The 25,036-nt window shown below is 63.5% G+C and carries 21 protein-coding genes; 3 read left to right on the forward strand and 18 right to left on the reverse strand.

Annotated elements, in window-relative coordinates; genetic code table 11:
- Nucleotides 1–53 precede the first annotated feature (53 nt).
- The 18 genes from DGI_RS06675 to DGI_RS06760 all read right to left on the reverse strand — a co-directional run bounded on the left by DGI_RS06675 (nucleotide 54) and on the right by DGI_RS06760 (nucleotide 23,193).
- On the reverse strand, nucleotides 54–1,868 hold the full coding sequence (locus DGI_RS06675; RefSeq protein ID WP_021760058.1) for an SLC13 family permease: 1,815 nt from the start codon (nucleotides 1,866–1,868) through the stop codon (nucleotides 54–56).
- A gap of 362 nt (nucleotides 1,869–2,230) precedes the next feature.
- Nucleotides 2,231–3,268, reverse strand: coding sequence for an alpha-hydroxy-acid oxidizing protein (locus tag DGI_RS06680; RefSeq protein WP_021760060.1), 1,038 nt, complete (start codon nucleotides 3,266–3,268; stop codon nucleotides 2,231–2,233).
- A gap of 39 nt (nucleotides 3,269–3,307) precedes the next feature.
- The gene (ldhH, locus tag DGI_RS06685) at nucleotides 3,308–5,473 is read right to left on the reverse strand and encodes an L-lactate dehydrogenase (quinone) large subunit LdhH (RefSeq protein WP_021760062.1); all 2,166 of its coding nucleotides are present in this window, start codon (nucleotides 5,471–5,473) and stop codon (nucleotides 3,308–3,310) included.
- A 3-nt stretch (nucleotides 5,474–5,476) separates the two neighbouring features.
- Entirely contained in the window at nucleotides 5,477–6,103 is a 627-nt protein-coding gene (locus DGI_RS06690) for a LutC/YkgG family protein (protein WP_021760064.1), read from the reverse strand.
- 10 nt (nucleotides 6,104–6,113) lie between these two features.
- Entirely contained in the window at nucleotides 6,114–7,331 is a 1,218-nt protein-coding gene (locus DGI_RS06695) for an acetate kinase (protein ID WP_021760066.1), read from the reverse strand.
- Nucleotides 7,332–7,335: 4 nt separating this feature from the next.
- Nucleotides 7,336–9,447, reverse strand: coding sequence for a phosphate acetyltransferase (gene pta, locus DGI_RS06700; RefSeq protein ID WP_021760068.1), 2,112 nt, complete (start codon nucleotides 9,445–9,447; stop codon nucleotides 7,336–7,338).
- 328 nt (nucleotides 9,448–9,775) lie between these two features.
- Complete coding sequence (locus DGI_RS06705; RefSeq protein WP_021760069.1) at nucleotides 9,776–11,056, reverse strand: (Fe-S)-binding protein; 1,281 nt, start codon at nucleotides 11,054–11,056, stop codon at nucleotides 9,776–9,778.
- Nucleotides 11,057–11,067: 11 nt separating this feature from the next.
- Nucleotides 11,068–12,450 (reverse strand): FAD-binding oxidoreductase, encoded by a 1,383-nt coding sequence (locus DGI_RS06710; RefSeq protein WP_021760070.1) that lies wholly within the window; start codon nucleotides 12,448–12,450, stop codon nucleotides 11,068–11,070.
- A 69-nt stretch (nucleotides 12,451–12,519) separates the two neighbouring features.
- Nucleotides 12,520–14,220 (reverse strand): L-lactate permease, encoded by a 1,701-nt coding sequence (locus DGI_RS06715; protein ID WP_021760071.1) that lies wholly within the window; start codon nucleotides 14,218–14,220, stop codon nucleotides 12,520–12,522.
- 447 nt (nucleotides 14,221–14,667) lie between these two features.
- On the reverse strand, nucleotides 14,668–16,182 hold the full coding sequence (locus DGI_RS06720; protein WP_027192847.1) for a sigma-54-dependent transcriptional regulator: 1,515 nt from the start codon (nucleotides 16,180–16,182) through the stop codon (nucleotides 14,668–14,670).
- Between the two features lie 161 nt (nucleotides 16,183–16,343).
- Nucleotides 16,344–17,378, reverse strand: a complete 1,035-nt coding sequence (locus DGI_RS06725; RefSeq protein ID WP_021760073.1) for an FAD:protein FMN transferase — start codon at nucleotides 17,376–17,378, stop codon at nucleotides 16,344–16,346.
- A gap of 22 nt (nucleotides 17,379–17,400) precedes the next feature.
- Nucleotides 17,401–18,282 (reverse strand): RnfABCDGE type electron transport complex subunit B, encoded by an 882-nt coding sequence (gene rnfB / locus DGI_RS06730; protein WP_021760074.1) that lies wholly within the window; start codon nucleotides 18,280–18,282, stop codon nucleotides 17,401–17,403.
- A gap of 16 nt (nucleotides 18,283–18,298) precedes the next feature.
- The gene (locus DGI_RS06735; protein WP_021760075.1) at nucleotides 18,299–18,874 is read right to left on the reverse strand and encodes an electron transport complex protein RnfA; all 576 of its coding nucleotides are present in this window, start codon (nucleotides 18,872–18,874) and stop codon (nucleotides 18,299–18,301) included.
- A 6-nt stretch (nucleotides 18,875–18,880) separates the two neighbouring features.
- The gene (gene rsxE, locus DGI_RS06740) at nucleotides 18,881–19,600 is read right to left on the reverse strand and encodes an electron transport complex subunit RsxE (RefSeq protein WP_021760076.1); all 720 of its coding nucleotides are present in this window, start codon (nucleotides 19,598–19,600) and stop codon (nucleotides 18,881–18,883) included.
- Nucleotides 19,601–19,633: 33 nt separating this feature from the next.
- Nucleotides 19,634–20,215: an RnfABCDGE type electron transport complex subunit G gene (gene rnfG, locus DGI_RS06745; RefSeq protein WP_021760077.1), complete on the reverse strand. Its 582-nt coding sequence runs from the start codon at nucleotides 20,213–20,215 to the stop codon at nucleotides 19,634–19,636.
- A 6-nt stretch (nucleotides 20,216–20,221) separates the two neighbouring features.
- Entirely contained in the window at nucleotides 20,222–21,178 is a 957-nt protein-coding gene (locus DGI_RS06750) for an RnfABCDGE type electron transport complex subunit D (RefSeq protein WP_021760078.1), read from the reverse strand.
- A 75-nt stretch (nucleotides 21,179–21,253) separates the two neighbouring features.
- Nucleotides 21,254–22,450, reverse strand: coding sequence for a 4Fe-4S dicluster domain-containing protein (locus tag DGI_RS06755; RefSeq protein ID WP_021760079.1), 1,197 nt, complete (start codon nucleotides 22,448–22,450; stop codon nucleotides 21,254–21,256).
- A 5-nt stretch (nucleotides 22,451–22,455) separates the two neighbouring features.
- Nucleotides 22,456–23,193 (reverse strand): cytochrome c3 family protein, encoded by a 738-nt coding sequence (locus tag DGI_RS06760; protein ID WP_021760080.1) that lies wholly within the window; start codon nucleotides 23,191–23,193, stop codon nucleotides 22,456–22,458.
- Nucleotides 23,194–23,611: 418 nt separating this feature from the next.
- Here DGI_RS06760 and DGI_RS06765 point away from each other — a divergent pair, with 418 nt between their 5' ends.
- The 3 genes from DGI_RS06765 to DGI_RS18340 all read left to right on the forward strand — a co-directional run bounded on the left by DGI_RS06765 (nucleotide 23,612) and on the right by DGI_RS18340 (nucleotide 24,976).
- Entirely contained in the window at nucleotides 23,612–23,956 is a 345-nt protein-coding gene (locus DGI_RS06765; protein ID WP_021760081.1) for a hypothetical protein, read from the forward strand.
- A 36-nt stretch (nucleotides 23,957–23,992) separates the two neighbouring features.
- On the forward strand, nucleotides 23,993–24,409 hold the full coding sequence (locus DGI_RS06770; protein WP_021760082.1) for an amphi-Trp domain-containing protein: 417 nt from the start codon (nucleotides 23,993–23,995) through the stop codon (nucleotides 24,407–24,409).
- A gap of 105 nt (nucleotides 24,410–24,514) precedes the next feature.
- Entirely contained in the window at nucleotides 24,515–24,976 is a 462-nt protein-coding gene (locus DGI_RS18340; RefSeq protein WP_021760083.1) for a hypothetical protein, read from the forward strand.
- The last annotated feature ends 60 nt before the right edge of the window (nucleotides 24,977–25,036 follow it).

The raw sequence follows: 25,036 nt of genomic DNA on the forward strand, positions 1-25,036 counted from the left end.
ACCTTTCTTCAGAAAGGTGTTCCCCCGAGAGATCTTTTCAAAAACAACAGGCCCTAATACAGCGACGCCATTGCCGCCAGCAGCAGCACGTACAGCACGGACAAGGGGCCGCCAGCCCGGAGGAAGTCCCCGGCCGAGTAGCCGCCAGCGCCCATGTACAGGGCGTTCACCTGATGCGTGGGCAGCAGGAACGAGTTGGATGCCGCCAGCGCCGCCACCAGGGCGGCCATGCGCGGGTCTGCCCCCACACCGCCGGCGATGTCGATGACCAGCGGTGTCAGCAGCACCATGGCTCCCACGTTGGACACCACCAGGGTGATGCCCGTGGAAAGCGTCGCGATGACCAGATAAAACACGAACGGCGTGGCCAGGGCCTCGCCCGTGAAGGCCAGCACCTGATGCGCCAGCCAGGCCGCAGCCTGGCTTTTTTCCATGGCCGTGCCCAGGGGGATGAGGCCGGCCAGCAGGAACACGGTGCGCCAGTCCACGCCGCGGTAGGCCTCGTCGATGGTCAGGACCTTGGTCACCACCATGCCCATGGCTCCGCTCATGAGGCACACGGACAGGGGCAATCCCGAGAAAATGGCCAGCAGGGTGGCGGCCATGAACCAGAAGCCAGCCAGCCCGGCCTTGCGCGGGTGCAGGATTTCGTGATCCAGGGGCTGGACGAAGAGCAGTTCCCGCGCCGGCCGCATGGCGTGGAAGGCCTCCCAGGTGCCGAACATGAGGATGGTGTCGCCGGGATTCAGCGGGTGCCCGGCCAACTGCTGGTAGAGCTTTTCGCCCTCGCGGTTCAGGGCCAGGGGCGCCAGATGGTGCGTGTGACGGAAGCGGATGTCGGAAATGGTCTTGCCCTGGAAGGCGGAATGCGGCGGCACCACGGCTTCCACCACGCCGGCCATGTCTGGCGAGAGGGGGCCGGCAAAGTGCGTCAGGTGCTCGCGCACCTCCCAGCCAAAGGTGGCGGCGGCCTCGCGCATGCCGTCCTCCGGGCCGTAGGCCGCAAAGATGCTCCCGGATCGGATGAACATTTCCCGATCCGGCGGGATGAGGATGTCCTTGCCGCCCTGGGGAGCCAGGGCCACGGTGTGGATGTTGTGGCAGTCGCACAGATCCGTGATCATGACCTCGGTTGAGCGGCTGAAGGGCGAGGCCGGGGGCACGTGCACCTCGAACAGCCGGCCCAGTTCGGGATAGAATTGCAGCGCCTCCGGCGCGGGCGACGCCTGCTGCCCGGCGCGCATCCTGGGCAGGGCTGCGTTGCCCAGCAGCAGGAAGTAGGCGATGCCCAGCCCCACCAGGGCCAGGCCGATGGGCGTGACGCTGAACAGGCCGAAGGGCTTGAGGCCGAAGGGCCGCATGAGGTCGTTGAGCATGATCAGCGGGGAGGAGCCCACCAGCGTCACCGTGCCACCCAGGATGGCGCAGAAACCCACGGGCATGAGCAGCCGGGAGAGGGGAATGCCCGTCTGGCTGGAGAGGCGCTTGACTGCCGGCAGGAACAACGCCGCTGCGCCGATGTTCTGCATGAAGCTGGAAATCACCGCGATTGCCGTGCACAGCAGCGCCAGCATGCGGGATCGGCTGCCCTGGGCCATGCGCATGAGGGGGCGCACGGCGTTGGTGATGACGCCGGTGTGGTCCAGTCCGCGGCCCATGATGACCACGGCGATGATGGACACCACGGCCGTGGAGGACAAGCCCTGGAAGGTCTGGCGCGGCTCCACCAGCCCCAGCAAGGCCAGGGCCAGCATGGCCAGGATGGCCGTGACGTCCACACGGACCCACTGGGTGATGAACAGAAAGATGGTGGCGCCGGTGACGCAGAAAACCAGCGCCATATCCATAGTGAAGGCAGGTGCAGTCATGGCAATTCCCTCTTTGCCGCACTCCTATCATGCGCCAGCGAGGAAAACCAGAGTGCAATACGGGGACAGGGGAGGGATCAATTCAAAAATGCTGCTGCAGTGGCGGCGATGCGCATGGATTGGTGTCACCACCAATTCCACGTGCCGCTGTCAGGGCAACGCCCTTTTGCATCGAGAGGCATAGCAGGCGTCAGAAAAAGGGGAGCACCCTTCGTCACGAAAAGCGCTCCCCTTCCAAAACTTGGATAGTGACCTTGAATCACAATGAAAAGTCTTTGGAAAGGGGGTNAAAGGGGGTTCGGGGGAAGAACCTTTCTTTAGAAAGGTTTTCCCCCGAGGACTCCTTTTAAAGAGAACTTGTCCTAGCCGAGGGCAGAGGCCTGGCGCAGGAAGAGGATTTTGCGGTCCACGTGGCGCACATCCGCCGTGGCCGTGAGCAGCATGGACTGGATGAGTTCCGTACGCATGTTGTTCAGCAGCAGGGCCACGCCTTCGGGGCCACCGCCCACGGCGCCGATGGCCAGGGGACGGCCCACCAGCACGGCCTGCGCGCCCAGGGCCAGGAGCTTGAGCACGTCCGCCCCGTTGCGCACGCCGCCGTCGGCCAGCACCACGGTGTGGTTGCGGACTTTTTCGGCAATCCAGGGCAGCACCTCGGCCACGCCGGGGGTGGAATCCAGCACCCGGCCGCCATGGTTGGAGACCACAATGCCGGCCGCGCCGGCTTCCACGGCCATTTCCGCTTCCACGGGGGTCATGATGCCCTTGATGATGAAAGGCAGGCTGGTGGCCTGGATGATTTCGCGCAGTTCGCGCAGGCTCTTGGGCCCCACGGGTTGACCCTTGAGGCTCATGGTGATGAGCCCTGCGCCGTCGATGTCCACGCCCACCGCCGCCGCACCGGCGGCTTCCGCTTCCTGGATGCGGGCGATGATTTCCTTCTGGCCGCGCGGCTTGATGATGGCGATGCCGCGGCCTTTGGTTCCCCGGATGGCAGCCAGGCCGGAGGCGTACATGGTGGGGTCGGCGCCGTCGCCAATCATGCCCATCACTCCGGCCTGCAGGCTGCCCATGAGCAGGGAGGTGGCGAGGTCTTCTTCGGAGATGGCCCCGCCCATATTGTATGTGGAGCCGGTCATGGGCGCCGCCATGACGGGCATGTCCAGCTCGCAGCCAAAGAGCGTCAGGTTGGTGCGAGGGTCGCGCACCTCGTGAATGGTGCGCATGTTCAGCAGGTGATGGGCCAGGGCCTCCACATTGGCCTTGAACGAACTGCCGGAGCCTACGCCGCCCATGCCGGGGACTTCACCGCGGCAGGCAATGCCGTTGCAGAAGGAGCAGACGCGGCAATAGCCTTTGAGCTTTGCCCGTGCCGTCTCTCTGAGCGTGTTCAGATCCATGGCCCAATCTCCTGTCTCTGTGGGGGTATGCGTCAGGAATTAGCCAAGCAGTTCAGCGATGTGCTTGACTTCGACCTTCTGCCCTTGGCGTTTTTCCATCCCGCCCCGGATCTGCATGACACATCCGGGACAATCAGTAACGATTACTGATGCGCCGGAAGCTACGATATTGTCCAGCTTTTTCTGCAGCAGGGTATTGGAGATCTCGGCGAACTTCATGCCGTACGTGCCGCCAAAGCCGCAGCAGACTTCCTCTTCGGCGCAGGGCACGTATTCGTTGCCGCTGGCGCTGATAAGCGCCCGCGGGGCCTCGCGCACGTCCAGCCCGCGGCAGAGGTGGCAGGGAGCGTGGTAGGTGACTTTCTTGCCTGCACCCGTCTTGGGGGCCACCTTGAGCACATCATGCACAAAGGAGGAGAAGTCGATGACCTTTTCGGCGAACTGGGTGGCCTTGAAGGCGAGGTCCGGCCGATCCTCAAGCAGTTTCGGGTAGTTGTGCTTGAGATGGGAGGCGCAGGAGGCGCAGGAGGTGACGATGTAGTCGTACTCTGCGGGGTCCATGGCCAGGAGGTTCTGCAAGGCCACGTCGCGGGCGGCAGGCAGCTCGCCCATCATCTGCAGGGGCAGGCCGCAGCAGCTCTGCTGCATGGGGTAGTCAATCTGGGCGTTCTTGCCGGCCATGGCCTTGGCAGCAGCCACGAACTGCTCAGGGTACACGAAGTCGTGCACGCAGCCGGAGAACAGCGCCACCTTCATGCTGGCATGCTGGCCGGGCTTGGGGTTGATCTCCTGCTTGAGCCCTTTTTCCCAAAGATCGCGGAAGGGCGTTTCGGCCACGGCTGGCAGGGCGCGGAAGTCCTGATCCTTGGCGAAGACCATGGGCAGGTGCCGGATGAACCGGCCGCCGGTTTGCCCCTTGCCCACGAAGGGCCGCTGCGCCCAGTTGGCCGCGCGCAACAGGCCGTGGAACAGCTTGCGATTCTTCATCATCATGCCCAGCAGCTGCCCCTGCATGGGGTGGCCTTCCTCATTCTGGATGCGGGCGTGAATTTCCTTGATGAGCCGGGGCAGGTCGATCCCGGCAGGGCAGATGGCCTTGCAGCTCTGGCAGTTGATGCAGTTTTGCACCAGATGCTTGGCTTTTTCCCGGCCATGGAAGAAGTACGTGAGGATGAGGCCGATGGCGCCAATATAGATGTGCCCGTACTTGTGGCCGCCCACCATGCGGTACACGGGGCAGACGTTGGCGCACGCGCCGCAGCGCACGCAGCGCAGCACCTGCTTGAAGTCCGGGTCCTTGGCCAGGGCGCGGCGGCCGTTATCCAGGAAGACCACATGCATGATCTTCTTGTTGTCTTCGCAGGCGCCGCATTCGTTGGGGCCGGTGATCCAGGTGGCGTAGGAGGTGATCTGCTGGCCGGTGGCGTTTCTGGGCAGGGCGCGCAGCACGCGCAGGGCGTCGTGCAGGGTGGGGGTGAGCTTGTCCAGCCCCAGCAAGGCCACGTGCACGCGGGGCAGGGTGGTCACCAGGCGGGCGTTGCCTTCGTTGGTCACCAGACCAATGGTGGCGCTGTCGGCAATGGCGAAGTTGCCGCCGGAGATGCCCATGTCCGCCTCGGCGTATTTCACGCGCAGTTCGCGGCGGGCCACCTTGACGAGCTTCTGGATGTCGGAATCCTGATCCTTTTTGGTGACCTGGGAGAACAGGTCCGCCACCTGATAGCGGGAAAGGTGGATGGCCGGCATGACCATGTGCGAGGGGCCTTCGTGCCGCAACTGGATGATCCATTCGCCCAGGTCGGTTTCCGTGACGTGCAGGCCCTTGTCTTCCAGGTGGTGGTTGAGCAGGGTTTCTTCCGCCGTCATGGACTTGGACTTGACGATGGTCTTGCAGTTGTTCTCTTCGGCAATGCGGGCGATGATTTCGTTGGCTTCCAGGGCCGTCCTGGCCATGTGGACGTGGATGCCGATGGCTTCCGCATTCTTTTTGAATTCGGCGTACAGCTCGTCCAGGCGGGCCACGGAATCGTCCTTGGCCGCGGCGATTTCGGCAATCAGCCCGGGCAGGTCGATGCCTTTGAAGGCGTTTTCCCGGCCGGTGCGGTAGGCCACGGCAAAGTTGTCCAGGGTTTTGCGCAGGAACTCGTTGTCCAGGGAATCGCGGAGTTCGGCTTTGTATTGCTCAAGAGTCTGTGCGGTTTGCATGGATTAGTCCTCCAGCAGCAGGATGTGCAGTTCCAGCGGGCCATGGACGCCAATGGCCAGCACGCGTTCGATATCCGCCGTGCGGGACGCGCCAGTGATGAAGGCCATGTACGAGGGCGCCTTTTTCATGCGGGCGTCGAGCTGCTGTTCGACGTCGTAGGCCATGTGGACCAGATCCTTGAGGCGCAGCACAGCCACGTGCACTTCGGCAATCATGGTGGCCAGGCGCAGTTCCTCGCTGGCGGAGTCGATGACGATGCTGCCCGTCTCCGCGATGCCGTAATCGCAGGTGGTGAAGGCCACGTCGATGCCGGCCAGGTGCTGGCGCATGCCCTGGGTGAGCACCTGGATGCCGCGTTCTTCAGTCAGCTTGGTAAAGGCCTTGAGCTCCTTGTCCTTGAGCTGCGGGGCCGCGACGATGCGGGGCGCCGGCTTCTGCTCGCACAGCGCCCCGGCTGTATCGGAGATGGCCTCGCCGCAGCCGCTGATGAGCAACTGGCAGGCCTCCTTGTTCACGCAAGCGTCGATGGCATAGGCGTATGCGTCCTTCATGGAGGCGATGGGAATCACCTTGGCGGAAACCAGTTCGGCTTTTTGCCGGAACAGGTCGACCATCTCCTGTTTCGTCATGGGAATCTCCTTAGATGGTTTGCAGCAGCGCAAGCGTCTGCTGGGCGATGGCCAGTTCTTCGTTGGTGGGCATCACCAGAATGCGGATGGGCGAATCGTCGGTGCTGATGTCGCCGGGCTGGCCGCGCTTGAGGGTCTTGTTCTTTTCGGCATCGATCTTGGCGCCCAGGTAGCCCAGGGTCTGGCAGACCTGCTGGCGCACGTCCACGTCGTTTTCCCCGATGCCTGCTGTGAAGCTGAGGGCATGGCATTCGCCAAGCAGCGCCATGTACGCGCCCACGTAATGGGTGACGCGACGGCAGAACATGGTGAAGGCCAGCTGGGCCTTTTCGTCCCCGGCAGCGCGACGGGCATGCACATCGCGCATGTCGTTCACGCCGCACACGCCCTTGAGCCCGCTCTGCTTGTTGCAGATGGCGTCAATGTCCTTCACGGTCAGGCCCTTGCGCTCGGCCAGGAAGGGATAGACGGCCGGGTCCACGTCGCCGCAGCGGGTGCCCATCATCAGGCCGGCCAGGGGGGTGAGGCCCATGGAGGTGTCGATGCACTTGCCGCGCTTCACGGCGTCCATGGAGCAGCCGTTGCCCAGGTGGATGGTGATGGCGCTGGTTTCCTCGGGGGCGCGGCCCAGGAACTCGGCGGTCTTGCCGAAGACATAGCCGTGGGAAGTGCCGTGGAAGCCGTAGCGGCGCACGCGGAGTTCTTCATAGAACTCGTAGGGCAGGGGGTAGAGATAGGCTTCGGGGGCCAGGGTTTGATGGAAGGCGGTATCGAACACGGTCACCTGGGGCGCGGCGGGCAGCAGTTCGCGCGCCGTGGCAATGCCGGCCAGGTGGCCAGGGTTGTGCAGGGGGGCCAGCGGGATGATGGAGGTGAGTTTTTCCACCACGGAATCATCCACGATGACCGGCGCGGAGAAGAATTCCCCGCCATGCACGATGCGGTGCCCCACGCCCGTGATTTCGTCCGGGCTGGCCACCACCGCGGTCTGCCCATTGGTGATGCGGTCCACCACCAACTGCATGCCGATCTTGTGATCGGGGATGGGCAGTTCATCCGCAAACACGGCTTCCTCGGGGCTGTCCGGGAATTTCTTGTGCTTGATGGCGCCCATGGGCTCGTGGATGCGTTCCACCAGACCGGAGCAGAGCACGCGGCCGCTGGCAGCCATGTCGAACAGCTGGTATTTGATGGACGAGCTGCCGGAGTTGATGACGAGAATCTTCATGCGCTTACTTCCCCTGGGCCTGCACGGCCTGAGCTTGGATGGCAGTGATGGCCACGGTGTTCACAATGTCGTCCACGGTGCAGCCGCGGGAGAGGTCGTTGACCGGCATGTTCAGGCCCTGGAGCACCGGGCCGATGGCCACGGCGCCGGCGGACTGCTGCACGGCCTTGTACGTGTTGTTGCCGGTGTTCAGATCCGGGAAGATGAACACGGTGGCCTTGCCGGCCACGGCGCTGCCAGGCAGCTTGGTGGCGGCCACGTCCGGGTTGGCGGCGGCGTCGTACTGCAGGGGGCCTTCCACCAGCAGCTCGGGCCTGAGCTCGCGCACCAGCTTGGTGGCTTCGCGCACCTTGTCCACATCCTCGCCGGAGCCGGATTCGCCGGTGGAGTAGGAGAGCATGGCCACGCGCGGCTCCACGCCGAAGATCATGGCCGTCTCTGCGCTCTGGATGGCGATGTCCGCCAGTTCCTTGGCGTTGGGGTTGGGGATGACGGCGCAGTCGCCAAAGACGAGCACGCGGTCGGACAGGCACATCAGGAACACCGAGGAAACGATGGACGCGCCGGGCTTGGTCTTGATGATCTGGAACGCCGGCCGGATGGTCTGGGCCGTGGTGGTGATGGAGCCGGAAACCATGCCGTGGGCGTGGCCCAGCTTGACCATCATGGTGCCGAAGTAGGTGGGGTCGGCCATGGTGTCGCGCGCCACTTCCATGGTCATGCCCTTGGCCTTGCGCATGTCGTAGAAGGTGTTGACGTAGGCGTCAAACAGGGGCGACTTGGCCGGGCTGACGATGTGCGCGGCGGAGAGATCCAGGCTCATCTGGGAGATGTCGGAGCGGATCTGGTCCGGGTCGCCCAGGATGGTCAGATCCACCACACCGCGGCGCAGGAGGATGTCCGCAGCCTTGAGGATGCGGCCGGAGCTTCCCTCGGGCAGAACAATGTGCTTGCGGTCGTTCTTGGCCTTTTCGATGAGGCTGTATTCGAACATCTTGGGCGTAACACGGGTGGACCGCTTGGCTTCCAGCCGGGTGCGCAGTTCGTTCACGTCCACATTGGTTTCGAAGGTGCCCAGGGCCGTGGCGATCTTCTTCTGATCGTCGGCTTCGATGCGGCCGTACAAATCCATGAGCACGCGGGCGGTCTTGAAGGTGTGCCCCTTGGTGAGCAGCACGGGCATGGGGTTGCCAGACCAGCCCTCGATGAGCTTGCGGATGTTGCGCTGGGGTTCGATGCCGCCGGTGAGCACGATGCCGGCCATGTCCGGATATTCCGTGGACTGGCGCGAGGCGTAGCAGGACAGGATGATGTCCGACCGGTCCCCGGGCGTGACGACCAGGCAGTTCTTGGAAATGTAGTCCAGGAAGTTGCCCACCTGCATGGCGGCCACCAGGTAGTCATCCACCTGGGCGTCCAGCTGCTCGCGGCCGATGAGCACTTCGGCGTCCAGCCACTTGGCCACATCCTTGACGGTGGGCTTGCCCAGGGAGGGCTCTTCGGGGATGACGTAATGCAGGCATTCCGTGGTGCTGCGGAATTTGCAAGAAAGTTGGGAAAGGACGTAGTCCTTGTCCTTGACCTCGGCGCGGTTGATGATGGTGGCCAGGATGTCCAGGCCTTTTTCCTCGAACCCGTCGATGGCCAGCTGCGTGGAGGAGACGATTTCTTCGGGCGACTTGCCTTGCGCGTTGGTCACCAGCAACACAGGCGCGCCCAGGTTGGCCGCGATTTCCGAGTTGATGTCCACCTCAAAGGCCGGGTCGGAGCCCAGGAAGTCCGTGCCTTCGCAGAGCACAAAGTCGAAGCGACGCTCCAGGCCCTTGTACTTGTTGAGGATGGTTTCCACCAGCAGCGCGTGCTCGCCACGGTTGACGATGTCGCGCGCCTCGGCCAGGGTGAAGGCGTAAGTGTCTTCGTAGCGCTGGTTGAGGTAGAACTGGGAGAGGATGAGGTTGATGTCGTGATCCTTGCGGTTGCCTTGTCCGCCACTGATGATGGGCCGGAAGAAGGCAACGCGTTGGACATCCCGCAGCAGCATCTGGGTCAGGCCAAGGGCGATGGCCGATTTGCCTGTGCGCGGCTCCGTGCCAATGATGTAGAGATTCTTGACCATGGGCGCTCCTAAGTTCTCCTTGCTAAATCAGCAGGTTGCGCATCCGCCTTCACAGTCGGCCCCAGGGGAGGGCGGCGCGGGGGGAAATCCGATTCTTGTACCAGCTTCTGATTGATGAATCAATCGATACATGGCGCGAACAACCGGATTTTTTCCAACTCCCCCCGCAACCGCACGGTTTTCATGTGCGTCTTTGGCGCGAGGCTATCATCTGTCAGGGAGCGGCGAAAGCCCTTCCTGGATGTTTGTTTGCGCACCTGCGGGGCAGTGCTGCGGCGGTGCAGCCATGGCCCGTGCAGTGCCCTTGCAGCGCCCCTTGCCGCGGGGGTTACAGGGTGTCTGCGTACAGTTCCACCACGTGGCGGACCTTGCGCGAGGCTCCGGCCTTGGACAGCATGTCCGTCATCTGCATCATGCACGCCGGGCAGCCGGTGGCCACCGTTTCCGCCTGGGAATCGATGATGTGCTGCGCCTTCTTGCGGCCGATTTCCTGGGAGAGCTCATAGAACTTCAGGTTGAAGCTGCCGCCGCTGCCGCAGCAGGAGGCGGCGTCCGTCATTTCCACGAACTTCACGCCCGGGGTGGCCTTGAGCAGCGTGCGGGGCTGCGCGGTCACGCCCAGGGAGTTCCGCAGGTGGCAGGGGTCATGGTACGTCACGGTCTTGGTGCCTTCGGTGTCCATGGGGGACACCTTGAGCACATCCACCAGGAACGCGCTCACGTCCTTCACCTTATCCACGATCTTGGCCAGGGTGATCTGGTCGGACTTGTCCTCGTAGTATGCAGGCCAAATCTTTTTGATGGTGGAGGTGCAGGTGGCGCAGGGGGTGATCAGGTAATCGAAGTCGCCCTTGCGGAACAACTCGATGTTGGCTTTGACCATTTTCTGGAAGGACGCCACATCGCCGTTGGAGATGGCCGGGATGCCGCAGCAGGCCTGCCCCTTGGGCATGAACACGCCCACGCCGTGGTGCTTGAGCACCTTGAGCACGGCATGACCCACGCTGGGGTAGATTTTGTCCACCACGCAGCCGGGGTAGAAGGCTACCCGCAGGTTGGAGGCGCCGGCCGGGGTGTCCAGGCTGGGCACGTCCGAGTGCAGGGGCTTGGCGGCCAGGGTTTTGAAGTGCCGGTCGCCGATGATGGGCGCATTGAACCGGGCGCAGGAGGTGCCGAGCATGTCGTTCACCGGTTTGGTGAAGATGCCCTGGAACTTGGCGCCGAGGTCCAGAATGGTGTTGAACAGCCCGGGGTGGGTCAAGAGTTGCTGGAAGATCAGCTTCTGCGTGGGGCTCATCCCGTTGTAGGCGGCCATGATGGCCCGGGCCCGCAGGAAGATGTCCGTCACCTTGACGCCGCTGGGGCAGTTGGCCTCGCACGTGCCGCAGAGCAGGCAGCGGTTGAGCTTGTTGTTGACGCCTTCGGGGTCCTTGATCATCTCTTCGGCCAGGCCGGCCAGCAGGGCGATCTTGCCGCGGGTGACGTCGCCCTCACGCCCGCTCTGGGCAAACACCGGGCACTGGGCCTGGCACATGCCGCAGCGCATGCAGGTGACGAGCTGGTCTTCCAGCGACTTGAGCATCTCGACGAGTTTTTTCGGGTCCGCCATCACACGCCTCCTTAGCCCACAATGAGTTTGCCGGGATTGAGGATGCCCTTGGGATCCAGCACGCTCTTCATGCGCTTGGAGTATTCGATGGCCGCAATGCCGCATTCCTGCTTCATGTACTTGGCCTTGGCCATGCCGATGCCGTGTTCGCCGGAGAGCGTGCCGCCCAGGGCCAGGGCATGGTCGAAGATTTCGTCGATGGCGGCTTCCACGCGGTGCCATTCCTCGGTGTTACGCTTGTCGGTGAGGATGGTGGGGTGCAGGTTGCCATCACCGGCGTGGCCGAAGGTGCCGATGGTCAGGGAGTACTTCTTGGCAATGTCTTCCAGGGCAGACATCATGGCCGGAATCTTGGAGCGCGGCACGGTGGCGTCTTCCAGCACGGTGGTGGGCTTCACCTTGGCCAGGGCGGGCAGGGCGTCGCGGCGGGCCTGCCACACGGCATTGCGCTCGGCGGCGTCCTTGGCCACGCGCACGGTGGAAGCCTTGTTCTTCTTGCAGATATCTTCCACTTTGATGGCGTCTTCTTCCACCATGGCGGGGTGGCCGTCCACTTCGATGAGCAGCAGGGCCCCGGCTTCCGTGGGCAGGCCGGCATTGCGGAAGTTTTCCACGGTGCGGATGGTGAAGTTGTCCATCAGCTCCAGGGTGGCGGGCACGATCTTGGCGGCGATAATGGCGGCCACGGCGCGGCAGGCGTCCATCACGGTGTCGAACACGGCCATCATGGCCTTGGCGGCCGCAGGCGGGGGCACGAGCTTGAGGGTGATGGTGTCGTACACGCCCAGGGTGCCTTCGGCGCCCACCATCAGGCCGGTGAGGTTGTAGCCGGTGACGCACTTGACGGTCTTGCCGCCGGTCTTCACCAGTTCGCCGTTCACGTCATAGAAGGTCATGCCCATGACGTAGTCTTTGGTCACGCCGTACTTCAGGCCGCGCAGACCACCGGCGTTTTCCGCCACGTTGCCGCCCAGGGTGGAGACGGTCTGGGAGCCCGGATCCGGCGGGTAGAACAGGCCGCGCTTGGTCACTTCGCCCGCGAACTTGGACGTGATGACGCCCGGTTCCACCACGGCGTACAGGTCTTCCTCGTTGATTTCCAGGATGCGGTTGAGCGCCGTGGTCAGCACCACAATGCCGCCCTTGCTGGGGATGGTGCCGCCGGAAAGATTGGTGCCGGAGCCCCGCACGGTCATGGGGATGGCGTTGTCGTTGCACAGCTTCACGGTTTTGCCGAGCTGTTCCGAGGTGGTGGGACGCACCACCAGGCCGGGCATGGCGTTGGGCAGCACGGCGGCGTCGTAGGAGTAGCTGGCGAGGTCGGCCTCGCTGGTCAGCACGTTGTCCTTGCCGACGATGGCTTCAAAGTCCTTGATAAGCGCCTTTGCAGTCATGCGGATAGCTCCAGTGAGGATGAAGGGCGGGAGCGTGCAGCTCCCGCCCCGTTGCGAATGATGCGGACGTTAGAAGATGGTGGGGTACAGCACGAAGCACAGCACCATGCCGATGATGCCGACGATGAGCCCGTACAGCGCCATGGGGATGGCGTTGCGGCGGATGAGCAGGCCTTCCATGCCCACCAGACCCACGGTGGCGCAGGCGGCCACGATGTTGTGGATGCACACCATGTTGCCCATGGCGCCGCCCACGGCCTGCAGGGAAAGGATGATCTGCCGCGGCAGGTTCAGCGTGGTGGCCACGCCGTACTGGAATTCGGCGAAGAGCAGGTCAGACACGGTGTTGGAACCGGTGATGAACGCGCCCAGCGCACCCACGAAGCTGGCGAACATGGGCCAGGCCTGGCCGGCCAGACCGGCCACGAATTCAGCCATGGCCAGGGGCATGGAGGGGTAGCCGCCGGGGTTCACCTTGGACTGCTTGAAGATTTCCACCAGGGCCACGGCGAAGAACAGGGCGATGGTGGGGTTCTTCATGCGCTTGAAGGAGTCGGTCCAGGCCAGCTTCACCTTTTCCATGGGCATGCGGTGGATGAAGATGGTCATGATGGCCACCAGCACGAAGGGAATGGTGCCGGGCAGATACAGGATGGAGCACACCCAGTTCACGCCCTTGTAGCCCATGATGTCCTTGATGGCGATGGTCACGGCCGGGGAGGTGAGCATGCCCTTGAGGCCCAGGCTGCCGATGCGGGTGAGCACCAGGATGAGGCCGATGAGCACATACGGCGTCCAGGCGCGAACCTGGCTCATGTGCGCGGTGTAGGTGCACTTGTCTTCAGCCTTGATTTCACCAGTCCATTCCTTTTCCCATTCAGCCTGGGGCGCGAAGTCCCAGGTCTGTGCGGGCAGGAACAGGCCCTTCTTGGCGCCGGTCACCACCAGGCCCAGGCCGATGAGGCCGCCCAAAAGGGCCGGGAATTCCACGCCGATGAGCTGGGCAGTGGCAAAGTACGGCACGCCGAAACACACGGAGGCGAACAGGGCGAACTTCCATGCGCCCAGGCCTTCGGCAAAGCTGCGGCGCTTGCCGAAGAACATGGTCATCAGGCCCAGGGTGAACAGGGGCAGGATGAACACCATCGCCAAGTGCAGCATGGAGGACCACTGGCCCAGCAGCTTGAGGAACTGATCCCAGCTGTGGAAGGCCAGATCCGGGTTGGCGGCGATGGCTTCCGCCACTTTCTCTTTCACCGGGGTCATACCCACGATGAGGGGCGTGCCCACCGCGCCGAAGGTCACGGGCATGGAGTTCATGATCAAACAGACCATGGCTGCGGCCAGCGGCGGGAAGCCGAGGGAGAGCAGCAGCGGGGCGGCGATGGCCGCGGGCGTGCCGAAGCCAGCCGCGCCTTCGATGAACGCGCCGAACACAAAGGCGATGATGATCATCTGCACGCGACGGTCACGGGAAAGGCCGTGGAACCCGCAGTTGATGGTCTCCATGCCGCCGGAGTCACGCAGCGTGTACAGGATCAGGATGGCCCCGAACACGATGACCAGCACGTTGAACGCGCCGCCGAAGCCGGACAGCGTGGCTGCGATAACGAACCCGACATCCATTTTCCAGATGGCGATACCAGCCGCGGCCGTGACCAGCCAGGCCAGGGGCATGGCTTTGGTGGCCGGCCACCGCATGCCGGACATCAGAATCAATGCCAGCAAGATAGGCAAGAATGCAACGAGTGCCAACATGCCGATAGACATACTACCTCCCAAAAAAACTGTGGTTTGAACCGTCCGGAGTGCTTACCATTCAGGACCCTGCGCCGCATGCGTCCATCAAGGCGGCTTTGCCCCGTCATTCCGTTTGCCACCTGCATAAGCACAAAACGTGCCGCACGAAAATAAACAGGAATATCAATGTGCTGAATATTTGAGTCTGAAAAAAAAGACAGGGTTCGTGCCTTTTGGAACATGCGGCATAGCTGCGGGCACTATTTTGCGCCACAGTGCAGAAGCCGCCTTCCAGTTTTTCAGAATTCTTCCCAAACTGCTTCAATATACAGTATTCTGAAAAAAAAGACTCGGGACCTCGGGAGGTTTGCCGGCGATCTGGGCAGCTCCCGGGGCCTGCGATGGGCGCGAGGCAGGGCAGGAAGGATGAGGCCTGCCGAAACAGACGGCCCCCCGAAAATCAGCTGCAAACAGCCCCTACCGCGAGGGCAGCTGGTGTTTTTTCAGCAAGGCGTACAGGTGGGATTTGGACAGGCCGGAGACCGCCGTCATGCGGTCCACATCCCCGTTGGTATGACGATGCAGGGCCTCAAGGTACACGTGCTCCATGGACGTCTTGAATGTCTTCAGGGTTGGTAGCTGGGCCGGGTCTGTCGGCAGCAAGGCGTCTGCATGCAGCGCGGGGGGCAGTGCGGTGGTGCTGGCCGGAGCGGGCGCGATCCCGTGCGCCGGTTCCGGGGAGGCAGGGCTGGGGAAGACTGACGGCTCGTCCGGCAGTGAGGGGAAGGGCGGGCGGCCGTCCTCCCCGCCGTCGCGTTCCAGCTTGCGCCGGGCCACGGCAACGCGCAGGGCGCTGGGCAGGTGGCGGGGGTAGAGCACGTCGCTGTCCCAGCCGGCCACAAAGGCCGTTTCCATCATGGCAAAGAGTTCCCGCACATTGCCCGGCCACTGGTACAGCCGCAGGTGCTCCAGGAATTCGGGGTCCAGGGACTTGCGCGACATGCTGTACGCCTGGGCCAGCGCGCCCACACGGTACATGGCCAGCAGCGTGATGTCCTGGGGGCGCTGCCGCAGGGGGGGCAGGTGGATCTCCATGGTCTTGAGGCGGAAATAGAGGTCCCTGCGGAAGGTGCCATCCTCGATCATGGCGTCCAGGCTGCGATTTGTGGCCGCAAGCAACCTGAAATTGCTGGAGAATTCTCGGATGTCCCCCACTGGGCGAAAGCGTTTTTCCTGCAGCACGCGCAGAAAGGTCTTTTGGGCGTTGAGGGAGAGTTCGCCGATCTCATCGAGAAAAAGCACGCCCTGATCCGCGGCGCGGATGAGCCCCAGAGAATCGGCATGGGCGCTGGTGAAGGAGCCCTTTTTGTGGCCGAACAGCAGGCTTTCCAGCAGATGTTCGGAGAGCGCCGCACAGTCCACCACCACGAAGGGCTTGTCCCGCCGCTGGCTGTTGCAGTGGATGGTCCGCGCCATCAGCTCCTTGCCGGTGCCGGTTTCCCCCACAAGGAGCACCGGGGCCTCGCTGCGTGCAGCCTTGCCCACATGATCCAGGCAGGCGCGAAATCCGGGGCTGACGCCCACCACGTTGTCCAGGCACAGGGGAGCGGCATCCTTGGCGTGCTTGCTTTCCCGGTAGGCCAGGGCCCGTTCCAGGCGCTGCAGGGTTTCCTGGAGGGACATGGGCTTGACCAGATAATCCCACACGCCGCCGTGAATGGCGGTGGCGGCGCCGTCGGCCGTGCCTTGCCCGGTGAGGACAATGACTTCCGGGCGCGACGGGGCATCCAGGATGGAAGGCAGGGCATCAAGGCCGTTGCCGTCCGGGAGGCGGACATCCAGAAAGACGATATCCACAGGCGCGGTGCGAAGTGTTGCCAACCCTTTGGCAAGGGTGGGGGCGGCAAGGCCCTGGTGGCCGGCGCGGGCCACCATGCGCTGCATGGTCTCACAGATTTGTTCGTCGTCGTCGATGACCAGAATGACTGCCATGGTGCGCAATGGGGAGGTTGCATGTGGAAGAACAGGGCCATGCGTGTGCGCAGCACGATGCCACGCCGCCAGACAGCGGTCAAGAAAACGCAAGGCCGATGCGATAACACATCGGCCTTGCTGCTTAAATCAAAGAACTGTGTCCGGGCCTTTCAGGGCGGTCACACTCGTTCCCGGCCCCACCCGGAGGAGGAAAGGTGCGCACCGTCTGCGGTGAGGAGCAGGCACTCGTGCTGCGGCAGCATGGCGATCAGGGCCAGGGCCTGCCGCGGCGGCATGACGCTCAGGGCGGTGGCCAGGCCGTCGGCCTGCATCACCGTGGGGGCCTGCACGCTGACGCTTTTGACCTGCCGCGGGGAGCGGCCGGTGGCTGGGTCCACCAGATGGTGCGCGGTCTTGCCGGCGTCGAAAAAGATTTCATATCCGCCAGAGGTGGCCACGGCGCCGTCGGCCAGACTGAGCACGGCGGGGTAGCGGCCGCCCTTGTCGGGATCTTCGATGGCCACGCGCCAGGCCCGGCCGCCGGACAGGCCTTCCGGGGAGCCCTGGACGCGGATGTCTCCGCCGGCGTTGATGCAGAAATGGGCCACGCCATGCCGGCGCAGTTCATCGGCGGCACGGTCGGCGATGTAGCCCTTGGCGATGCCGTCCAGGGTGACAGCCATGCCGGCGGCGTCCAGGCGCAGGGAGTTGGCGTCTTGGCGCAGGCGTGCGGCATCCACCAGCTCCAGGGCCGCGCGCAGGTCGGCGGGGTCGGGCTCGCCGTGGGTGCGTTCCAGCAGGGCCACCACCGGGGCGATGGTCATGTCGAAGGCGCCTTGGGACTGGCGGGTCAGCAGGCGGCTGTGGTCCAGCACGGTCAGCAGTTCGTCGGGGGCATGGTCGAGGCGGCCGTGGGCATTGAGGGCGGCCAGAGCGGCATCGTCGTCAAAGCGGCTGAAGATGGCGGCCAGACGATCGATTTCCGCAAAGGCGTGGGCCATGGCGTCCCGGGCCTGGTCCTTGGACGGAGCCAGGGCGGTCATCTCCACCATGGTGCCCAGCTGGAGCCGGGTTTCGCTGGATTGTTTCAGGGCAGGCGCGGCCAGGGCCGGCAGCACGCGCAGGGTGGGGGCCAGGGCGAGGCCGCCGGCCACCAAACCAAGACGCTTCAGCACGGCGCGGCGGCTGCAACGGGTCGAATCTGTGTGTTTCATGTCGATTCTCGCTGGCGGCGGGCTAGGCGTTCAGGTCGGCCACGTGGGTTTCGTCGGGGATGTGGGCCGGTTCCTTGTGCGGGGCCGGGGCCACGGCGTCGGGCGCCAGGCAGCGCAGGATGTCGCGCGGACAGGCCTTGACGCAGGCTTCGCCGCATTCCGGACCGTAGGCCAGACAGGCAGCCTGATCAATGGCGATGCGGCCGTTCACGGTGCTGATGCATTTGGCCGGACATTTTTTGATGCAGGCCCCGCAGTTGACGCAGCCGGCTTCGCAGACGTCCTTGACGGCCTTGCCCTTGTCCTGGGTGGAGCAAAAGACCATCACCCGAGCGCGGCGCGGGATCAGCTCCAGGATGCTGTTGGGGCAGACGCGGATGCAGGAGCCGCAGCTGGTGCATTTGTCCGGGGCGATGCGCACCAGACCATTCTCCAGCCACATGGCGTCAAAGGGGCAGGCGCGCACGCAGTCGCCAAAGCCCAGGCAGGAGTATTTGCAGGCATCGGGCCCGCCCAGCACCAGATTGGCCGCCGCGCAGCTCTGGGCCCCCAGGTACTGGAAGCGTTTGAGCACGCCGCCCTGATCTTTCACGCAGCGGCGAAAGATCACCTTGGGATCGGCATCGCCCATGGCCTTGCCGGTCAGCTCGGCCACACGCACGGACACGTCGGGACCGCCGGCGCAGCACAGGTTTGGCGGCATCAGGGGGTCGTTCAGCACGGCCACGGCGTAGGATTCGCAGCCGGCAAACCCGCAGCCGCCGCAGTTGGCGCCAGGGAGGGCCTCGGTCACCACTTCGATGCGCGGGTCCTCTTCCACATACAGCACGCGGGAGGCCACGGCCAGAATCCCCGCAGCGATGAAGCCCAGGGCGAACAGCGTGAGAACGGAGATGATAATCATCTGGAACTCCTGTGCCTTAGGCGATCATGCCTTTGAAGGCCATAAATGCCAGGGACATGAGCCCTGCCATGATGAGGCCGATGGAGACCCCCTGCATGGACCGCGGCAGCCGGGTGATGACGAAGCGTTCGCGAATCCCCGCCAGCACCACCAGCGCCAGCAAGAAACCAACCCCTGCCGCAACGGAATACAACAGCGACGTCATGAAGTCGTATTCCTGCCGCTGCACCAGAATGGCCACGCCCAGCACGGCGCAGTTGGTGGTGATGAGGGGCAGGAAGATGCCCAAAGACTTGTACAGCGGCGGCACCATCTTCTTCAAAAACATCTCCACGAACTGCACCAGCGCGGCGATGACCAGGATGAAGACGATGGTCTGCAGATACTCCAGGCCAAAGCGGATCATTACGTACTTCTGGATGGCCCAGGTGAAGACGGTGGCCATGATCATGACGAAGATCACCGCGGCCCCCATCCCGATGGAGACGCTCTTTTCCTTGGAACACCCCAGGTACGGGCAGTTTCCGAGGTATTGCGCCAGGACGATGTTGTTGACGAAAATGGCCGAGATGAACAGCAGGAACGTATCCATGCGCTTCTACCCCTTGGCGGGCTGGAGTTTTTCCAGCTTTCTCTGGCTGGCGATCTCGTCCAACTTGCGGCATGCCGCGCAGCCTTTGCAGCCTGCATCGAGAATGGGATCCACGGTCTGGCCTTTACGTTTGGCCTGCCACATTGTCAGGAAGTTCATGCCCGCCAGGATCAGTCCCAGGCAGACGAAGGCGCCGGGAGCCTGCACCATGAATGCGAAGGGCTTGAAATCCGGCCAGAACATGCTCACCCCGAACAGCGTGCCCACCCCCAGCAGTTCCCGGATGCCGCCCAGAAACGTCAGGGACAAGGTGAAGCCGATGCCCATGCCCAACCCGTCCGCCAAAGACAGCAGGGGCGGATTCTTGGCGGCAAAGGCCTCGGCCCGGCCCAGGATGATGCAGTTGACCACGATGAGGGGCACGAAGATGCCCAGCTGCTGATACAGCGGGTACGAAAACGCCTGCATGAGCATTTCCACCGAGACCACCAGCGAGGCCGCGATGGCGATGAAACAGGCGATGCGCACTTTCTTGGGGATGATGTTGCGCACCAGCGAGATGATGACGTTGGACAACGCCAGCACAAAGATGACCGCCAATCCCATGCCCAACCCGTTGTTGGCCGAGGAGGTTACCGCCAGCACCGGGCACAGGCCCAGCACCAGTCGAAAGGGCGGCAGTTCTTTCCACAGGCCCTTGGTGAATTCTTGCATCATGCTTGCCATGCTCGCTCCTTGCGGCGGGCAGAACCCGCGAGGCTACCAGCTCTTCTTGATGTCGTCCTTCAGGGCCATGTACCATTGCGCCGCCTGCTTCACCGCGTCGGACGCGCCGATGGAGGAGAAGGTGGCGCCGGAAATGGCGTCGATGTCGCCGCCGTCTTTCTTCAGGCCCACTTTGTCCAGGGCGCGGTTGCGGAACTGCTTGGTGAAGGAGGTGTCTTCAATGCGCGAGCCCAGGCCCGGCGTTTCCTTATGCGTGGTGACGCTGATGCCGGCAACCTTGTCCTGGGTGACGTCAAAGCCCACCATCACGCCCACCATGCCGCCGTAGCCTTTGCCGGCGGCCTCCACGGCCACGGCCGTGAGCTTGCCGTCCTTGATGGCCGGGAAGATGAAGAGCGTTTCGCCCGGCGCGCCGGGTTTGGCCATCACCTTGCGGTCGGCGATGGGATTGTTGGTGGCGTCTTCAAAGATTTTTTTGATGGCCGGGCCTTGCACATACGTCAGCACCTGCTCTTCGATGATGGGCGTCGTCCAGACCTTGAGGCCGGAAAGCACCAGCCCGGCCAGACCCGTGATCGTGGAGAGCACCACCACCATGCGGATGAGTTCCTTCATGCCAGGCTACCTCCCGCCGAAGGGCTTGGGTTGGATGAGGTCGAACAATGGGGTGAACATGTTCGACAGCAGCACGGCAAACGCCATGCCGTCCGGGTAGATGCCATATGTGCGGATGATGATGAGCAGCGCGCCGCCAAAAAGTCCGTACAGCAGCATGGCCGTGCGCCACACCGGGGAGGCCGAGGGGTACGGCATGAGGAAGAAGGCCGCCAGCATGGTGCCGCCGGTGAACAGGTGGAACAGGGGCGGGGCGTAGCGTTGCGGGTCGATGAGGTTGTACAGCAGCGCCGTGAGGAACACGCCCACCAGGAACGAGACCGGGATGTACCAGCGCAACTGCTTGCGGGCGATGAGATACGCGCCGCCGAGCAGCAGCATCAGGGACTGTTCCGCCCCCAGGGCCCCCAGGTTTTGTCCCAGCATGAGGCTGGGCAGGCTCAGGCTGGTCACCGCGCTCAGGCCGAAGAACTTCAGCTCGCTCAGGGGGTGCACCAGATCCCAGTTGAGCAGCATCCCGTTGATATCAATAAGGTCTGGCCAGGAGATGGTCATGATGCACCAGCCCACGGCCGGGGCGCATACCGGGCTCATGCCGTAGCCGCCAAAGACCATGCGGCCAAGCAGGATGGTCAGGGCGCTGCCGATGCACACCAGCCAGCCCGGGGCCGTGGCCGGCAACATGAAGGCGAAGAGCAGCCCGCCCACCAGGGCGGTATAGTCGTCTGCCGTGTATTCGCGGGCCATGAGTTTCTGGGCCAGCGCCTCGGCCAGCACGGCCGCCAGACCAGCCCAGGCCAGCACCTCCACGGCGTGGTAGCCGTAGCGGAACACGGCCATGGCCATGGCTGGCGCCAGGGCGATCAACGTGTCCGTCATCATGCCTTTGACGGTTCTGCCGCAATGCCAGAACGGCGCCGAAGTCACCGTGAGGGAGGATTTTGGGAGTGCCGCTTGTGCCATGTGCATTCGTCCTTGTCGGTAATGTCCACGTCGCAACGTCTCAACAACCCGTTCGCCAATGGCCTGCCGGTCGTGTCAGTCCGAAAGCCGGCATTCGGCCAACTGGGCGTCCTTGGCTGCCAACAGCTGTTTGGCCAGCCGCAGGTACTGCAGCATGGGCCGGTTGGCCGGGCACACGAAGGCGCACATGCCGCAATCCAGGCAGGCGGCGATGTGGCGGGACCGGGTTTCCTCCACCAGATCGAATTCCACAAAGCGCGAGAGCATGCCGGGCTGGATGCCCGCCGGGCAGGCCAGCACGCATTCCCCGCAGTTGATGCACGGGTTGGGGCCCACGGGCGGGAACTGGCCTTCCTGCACCACGGTGATGGCGGTGCAGTTTTCGGGCACGCCCACGGAAAGGTCGCACAGGGGGTCGCCACGCATGGGGCCGTCCAGGGCCACCTGCCAGCCCTTGCCATGCGGGGTGTCCGTGGCGTCCAGCAGGTCGCGCACGGGCATGCCCGTGGGCACGCGGTACACGCCGTCACCCACGGTGACGATGGCCTCCACCAGGGGCAGGCCGGTCTTGCCCACGCGCCCCACGCGGTACAGATCCGAGATGCTGATCACGTCCACATCGTCGGGCCGTTCCGAGCCGGTGGCTTTGCGCACCACCAGGGGATCGATGGTGTGGGGGTAGCGATCCGTGGAGGGGACGACGGTGCAGCTATACAGAGAGGTCTTCTTGCTCTCGGCCATCACCAGATAGACCGTGGCCGGCCGGATGGCTCGTTCCAGCAACTCCAGGCCGCGTTCCAGGGTGGGCTTGGCATCCTTGAGAAGCAGTTCGCTGACGATGACACCTGGCTCGGGGTTTAATCCGTTGATGACCAGGGTGCGCGAGGGGCGGAACTTGCCGGTATCGATGCCCAGCTCCAGGAGCAGGCGGCAGAGTTCTTCGCCCTTGATGGTGTCCAGATCGGCCACAGGCTCGGGCCGCTCAAACACGGGCGGGGCTTCGCCTTCCTTGGGAGCCGGCGCCGGGCCGATAACAATGGCCTGGGGCAGAATGTCTTCCACCATACCGTCGATGGTGGCATGCACATAGCCGGTGCCGTGCGGTCCCTTGGCGGGATTTTCGGCGATGACCTGCCCGCAGCTCACGAGCTGTTTTTTCTTCACCACGGGCTTGTGGAGGGGTTCGATGGGAATCCGCACCAGAGAGGGAATGGGAGCCTCCCGGAGGGTGTCCTTGATTTCCACGGATGTAGTCAATTGTGGCTTCATCATGAGCGTCACCGGGTGTGGCAGCGGGAGCAGGATTTTTCGCCGAAGGGGCCTGCGCCGGACGTTTCGTGGCAGCCCATGCACTGGCCATGGAAGGCATCCATGCGGGTGGGCAGCAGGGGGGCTTCGGCGTCGTAATGGCAGGACGCGCAGGAGGGCTGGGCCGGGCCGGCCGCGCCGGGCAACTGCTCGTGGCAGGTTTTGCAGCCCGCGGTCTTCTGCTCGTACAAATCGCTGTGGCAGGTCTCGCACCGGGTGTGCACAGCCACGCGCAGGGAGGGCGTCTTGCCGTCCGCCGCATTGCCGTGGCAGCTGCTGCAGGCCGTGGGCTCGGGTTCGATGTCCGGCCCGTGGTGGCAGTCGGTACAGCTCGTGGCGTACTGGTCCACGTGCTCCTGGTGATTCCAGGTCAGCTTGCCAAACGTGGCGTGATGGCAGCGGGTGCAGGTGGCGGGACTCAGCGTGGTCTTGTGGGCGTCGATCCACCGGGCGTCGAATTCCGCCGGATGACAGGACCCGCATGGCACAGGCTGGGGTTCCGGCGTGGCGCTTTCGTGGTGGCAGTCGGCACAGGCGTTGCCCATGTCCACATGCCGCGAATGGGTGAAGACGACATCTCCGCCCTTGTTGTCGAACCTGAACCGTACGGGCGGCTGGTCCGAGGGCGCATGCACGAACTGGCCGCCAAGGGCCAGCACAGCCATGATGCCACAACCAGTGATGATGGGCGCGTAGCGTCTTTTCAAAGCGACATTTCCTTGTAATTCAGGGGTGGTGAATCACAACGGCAAAAAACGGCCCCGGAAACGTGCGTTTCCAAAGGTGGCTTCTTGTATCCCACGCTGAAAAGAATGGGAAGAATTTTGTGCGGATACGCTATGGCGGAATTATGCATTGTTTTCCAGGCGGTTGGGCATCAATTGGTGAATGTGAATTAAATCACATTACATATTTGCTTGTCCATTAATTCACAATACCGAAGCGGCCGCCCTGCGCAGGCGTGGTAACCACAAAATTTTGGACGGTATGAATTTGTGCTTGACTTGTTCGGGGAACCTCGTAAAAGACGAACAAGTGCTGTACGAAATCTGTACAGAAAAAGAGCGTCGCGGGCTGCAGTCGGACCAAGGTAGGGCTGGCAACTGCACAGGAAGGATAAGGGTGATGAGCGTGTTCAAGAAAGAAAAAGAGTTCAAGCGGGTCATCTTCAATATTGATGCTGAGCTCGCCGAGCGGCTGGAAAAGGCCAAGGAAGAATCCCGTCGGTTCGGCAAGAAGCTGGACGTGGACGGGGCCATGGACAAAGCCCTGGAAAAATTCCTGAAAAAGGCCGAGAAGAAGCTTGAGGAAATGGCGGAGGACGCCGGCAGGAAGACACTCCGCGGTGAGCGTGCCGAGGCCATTTCCCTGGGCGGCGAGGTGCGCATGGCTTTGCCGTCTTCCGCATCACTGTCGGAACAGGAGGAAGCCGCCATGGCTGCTCCCTCCATCATCGTTGTTAACAATTAGCTTCACATTCATTGCAGAGTCTTAAGGAGTACGATCATGAGCAAGAGCGGTCTGGCCATCAAGGGCGCCATGGATTTCGATTCCGTTTCCACCTTCCTCACGGATCTGGTGGCCAGCTTCAAGGAGCGCACCATCTGCGTGCAGCGCGGCGAGGAATTCGTCACCCTCAAGCCTGGCGAGCTCATTGAGCTGGAGCTGGAGGTGCTGGTCAAGAAGGGCAAGCAGAAGCTCTCCCTGGAACTCGCCTGGCGTGACGAGGTGCTCACCGAGGTGGAAGCGCCCTTCAAGGTCAGCTCCAAGGAGCCCGAGCCTGTGGTGCCTGCGGAAGACCCCTGCCTGGCCACCTTGCCGGTGGCAGAAGCGGCGGCTCCGGCCACCGTGCTGGTGAAGCCCGAAGAGAAAAAGGCTGAAGACAAGAAAGAAGACACCAAGCCCGCCGGCGGCAAGAAGTAACGCCACCCTGTGCGCCCCATGCAGGGCGCGTAGGTGATTTCCGTAACGGTCCGCCTGCATCCGCCCCTGCGTGGGTGCGGCGGGCCGCTCCGCAAGGAGGCCAATATGCCTGGACGTCCTGACGATCCCATCCCTTCTGCTCCGTCTGTTGCAGGTGCTCGTTGCCGGTGGGTGGTGTGGGGGTGTTGCCTGCTCACGGTGATTGTCGGGGCACTGTGGCTGCACCTGCCGCGCCCGGCTGGGCCATGGGAGGCAAATGCCCAGGCTGGCGAGGCGGTGCTGCGTCAGGTGATGGCCCTGCGGGCCCAGGCAACGCGCATGTTGGCCCACCCGGACGCCGCCTCCAGCGCCGTGGCCGAGTTCAATGCCCTGGCGCCTCAGCTTCAGGCCCTGTTGGTCCAGATAGCCCGACGTACCGACCATCCCCAGACCCGCGCGGCGTGCCAATGGCTCATGCCCCAGGTGGATATGTTCGAGCGCCAGACCAGAGACGCCCTGGCCGCCGCACGCGCCACCGAGGCCCTGACCCGTCGTCAGGCAATGCATGGGCAGCAGCCGGCGTCCTGAGGGCAGGACTCGTCACCATCTTGTCACCCGTTCGACGTCCCATGGACGCAGAGGAAGCGC

The sequence above is a fragment of the Megalodesulfovibrio gigas DSM 1382 = ATCC 19364 genome, assembly GCF_000468495.1.
Classification (GTDB): domain Bacteria; phylum Desulfobacterota; class Desulfovibrionia; order Desulfovibrionales; family Desulfovibrionaceae; genus Megalodesulfovibrio; species Megalodesulfovibrio gigas.

Excerpts from the sequence above, each read along its gene's own strand:
- rsxE (WP_021760076.1), bottom strand. The coding sequence starts at position 19,600 with ATGGCAAGCATGATGCAAGAATTCACCAAGGGCCTGTGGAAAGAACTG.
- DGI_RS06725 (WP_021760073.1), bottom strand. The coding sequence starts at position 17,378 with ATGAAACACACAGATTCGACCCGTTGCAGCCGCCGCGCCGTGCTGAAG.
- ldhH (WP_021760062.1), bottom strand. The coding sequence starts at position 5,473 with ATGCAAACCGCACAGACTCTTGAGCAATACAAAGCCGAACTCCGCGAT.
- DGI_RS06765 (WP_021760081.1), top strand. The coding sequence starts at position 23,612 with ATGAGCGTGTTCAAGAAAGAAAAAGAGTTCAAGCGGGTCATCTTCAAT.
- DGI_RS06705 (WP_021760069.1), bottom strand. The coding sequence starts at position 11,056 with ATGGCGGACCCGAAAAAACTCGTCGAGATGCTCAAGTCGCTGGAAGAC.
- DGI_RS06680 (WP_021760060.1), bottom strand. The coding sequence starts at position 3,268 with ATGGATCTGAACACGCTCAGAGAGACGGCACGGGCAAAGCTCAAAGGC.
- DGI_RS06755 (WP_021760079.1), bottom strand. The coding sequence starts at position 22,450 with ATGATGAAGCCACAATTGACTACATCCGTGGAAATCAAGGACACCCTC.
- DGI_RS06690 (WP_021760064.1), bottom strand. The coding sequence starts at position 6,103 with ATGACGAAACAGGAGATGGTCGACCTGTTCCGGCAAAAAGCCGAACTG.
- DGI_RS06710 (WP_021760070.1), bottom strand. The coding sequence starts at position 12,450 with ATGACTGCAAAGGCGCTTATCAAGGACTTTGAAGCCATCGTCGGCAAG.
- DGI_RS06675 (WP_021760058.1), bottom strand. The coding sequence starts at position 1,868 with ATGACTGCACCTGCCTTCACTATGGATATGGCGCTGGTTTTCTGCGTC.
- DGI_RS06720 (WP_027192847.1), bottom strand. The coding sequence starts at position 16,182 with ATGGCAGTCATTCTGGTCATCGACGACGACGAACAAATCTGTGAGACC.
- DGI_RS18340 (WP_021760083.1), top strand. The coding sequence starts at position 24,515 with ATGCCTGGACGTCCTGACGATCCCATCCCTTCTGCTCCGTCTGTTGCA.
- DGI_RS06750 (WP_021760078.1), bottom strand. The coding sequence starts at position 21,178 with ATGGCACAAGCGGCACTCCCAAAATCCTCCCTCACGGTGACTTCGGCG.
- rnfG (WP_021760077.1), bottom strand. The coding sequence starts at position 20,215 with ATGAAGGAACTCATCCGCATGGTGGTGGTGCTCTCCACGATCACGGGT.
- DGI_RS06770 (WP_021760082.1), top strand. The coding sequence starts at position 23,993 with ATGAGCAAGAGCGGTCTGGCCATCAAGGGCGCCATGGATTTCGATTCC.
- pta (WP_021760068.1), bottom strand. The coding sequence starts at position 9,447 with ATGGTCAAGAATCTCTACATCATTGGCACGGAGCCGCGCACAGGCAAA.
- DGI_RS06715 (WP_021760071.1), bottom strand. The coding sequence starts at position 14,220 with ATGTCTATCGGCATGTTGGCACTCGTTGCATTCTTGCCTATCTTGCTG.
- DGI_RS06735 (WP_021760075.1), bottom strand. The coding sequence starts at position 18,874 with ATGGATACGTTCCTGCTGTTCATCTCGGCCATTTTCGTCAACAACATC.
- rnfB (WP_021760074.1), bottom strand. The coding sequence starts at position 18,282 with ATGATTATCATCTCCGTTCTCACGCTGTTCGCCCTGGGCTTCATCGCT.
- DGI_RS06695 (WP_021760066.1), bottom strand. The coding sequence starts at position 7,331 with ATGAAGATTCTCGTCATCAACTCCGGCAGCTCGTCCATCAAATACCAG.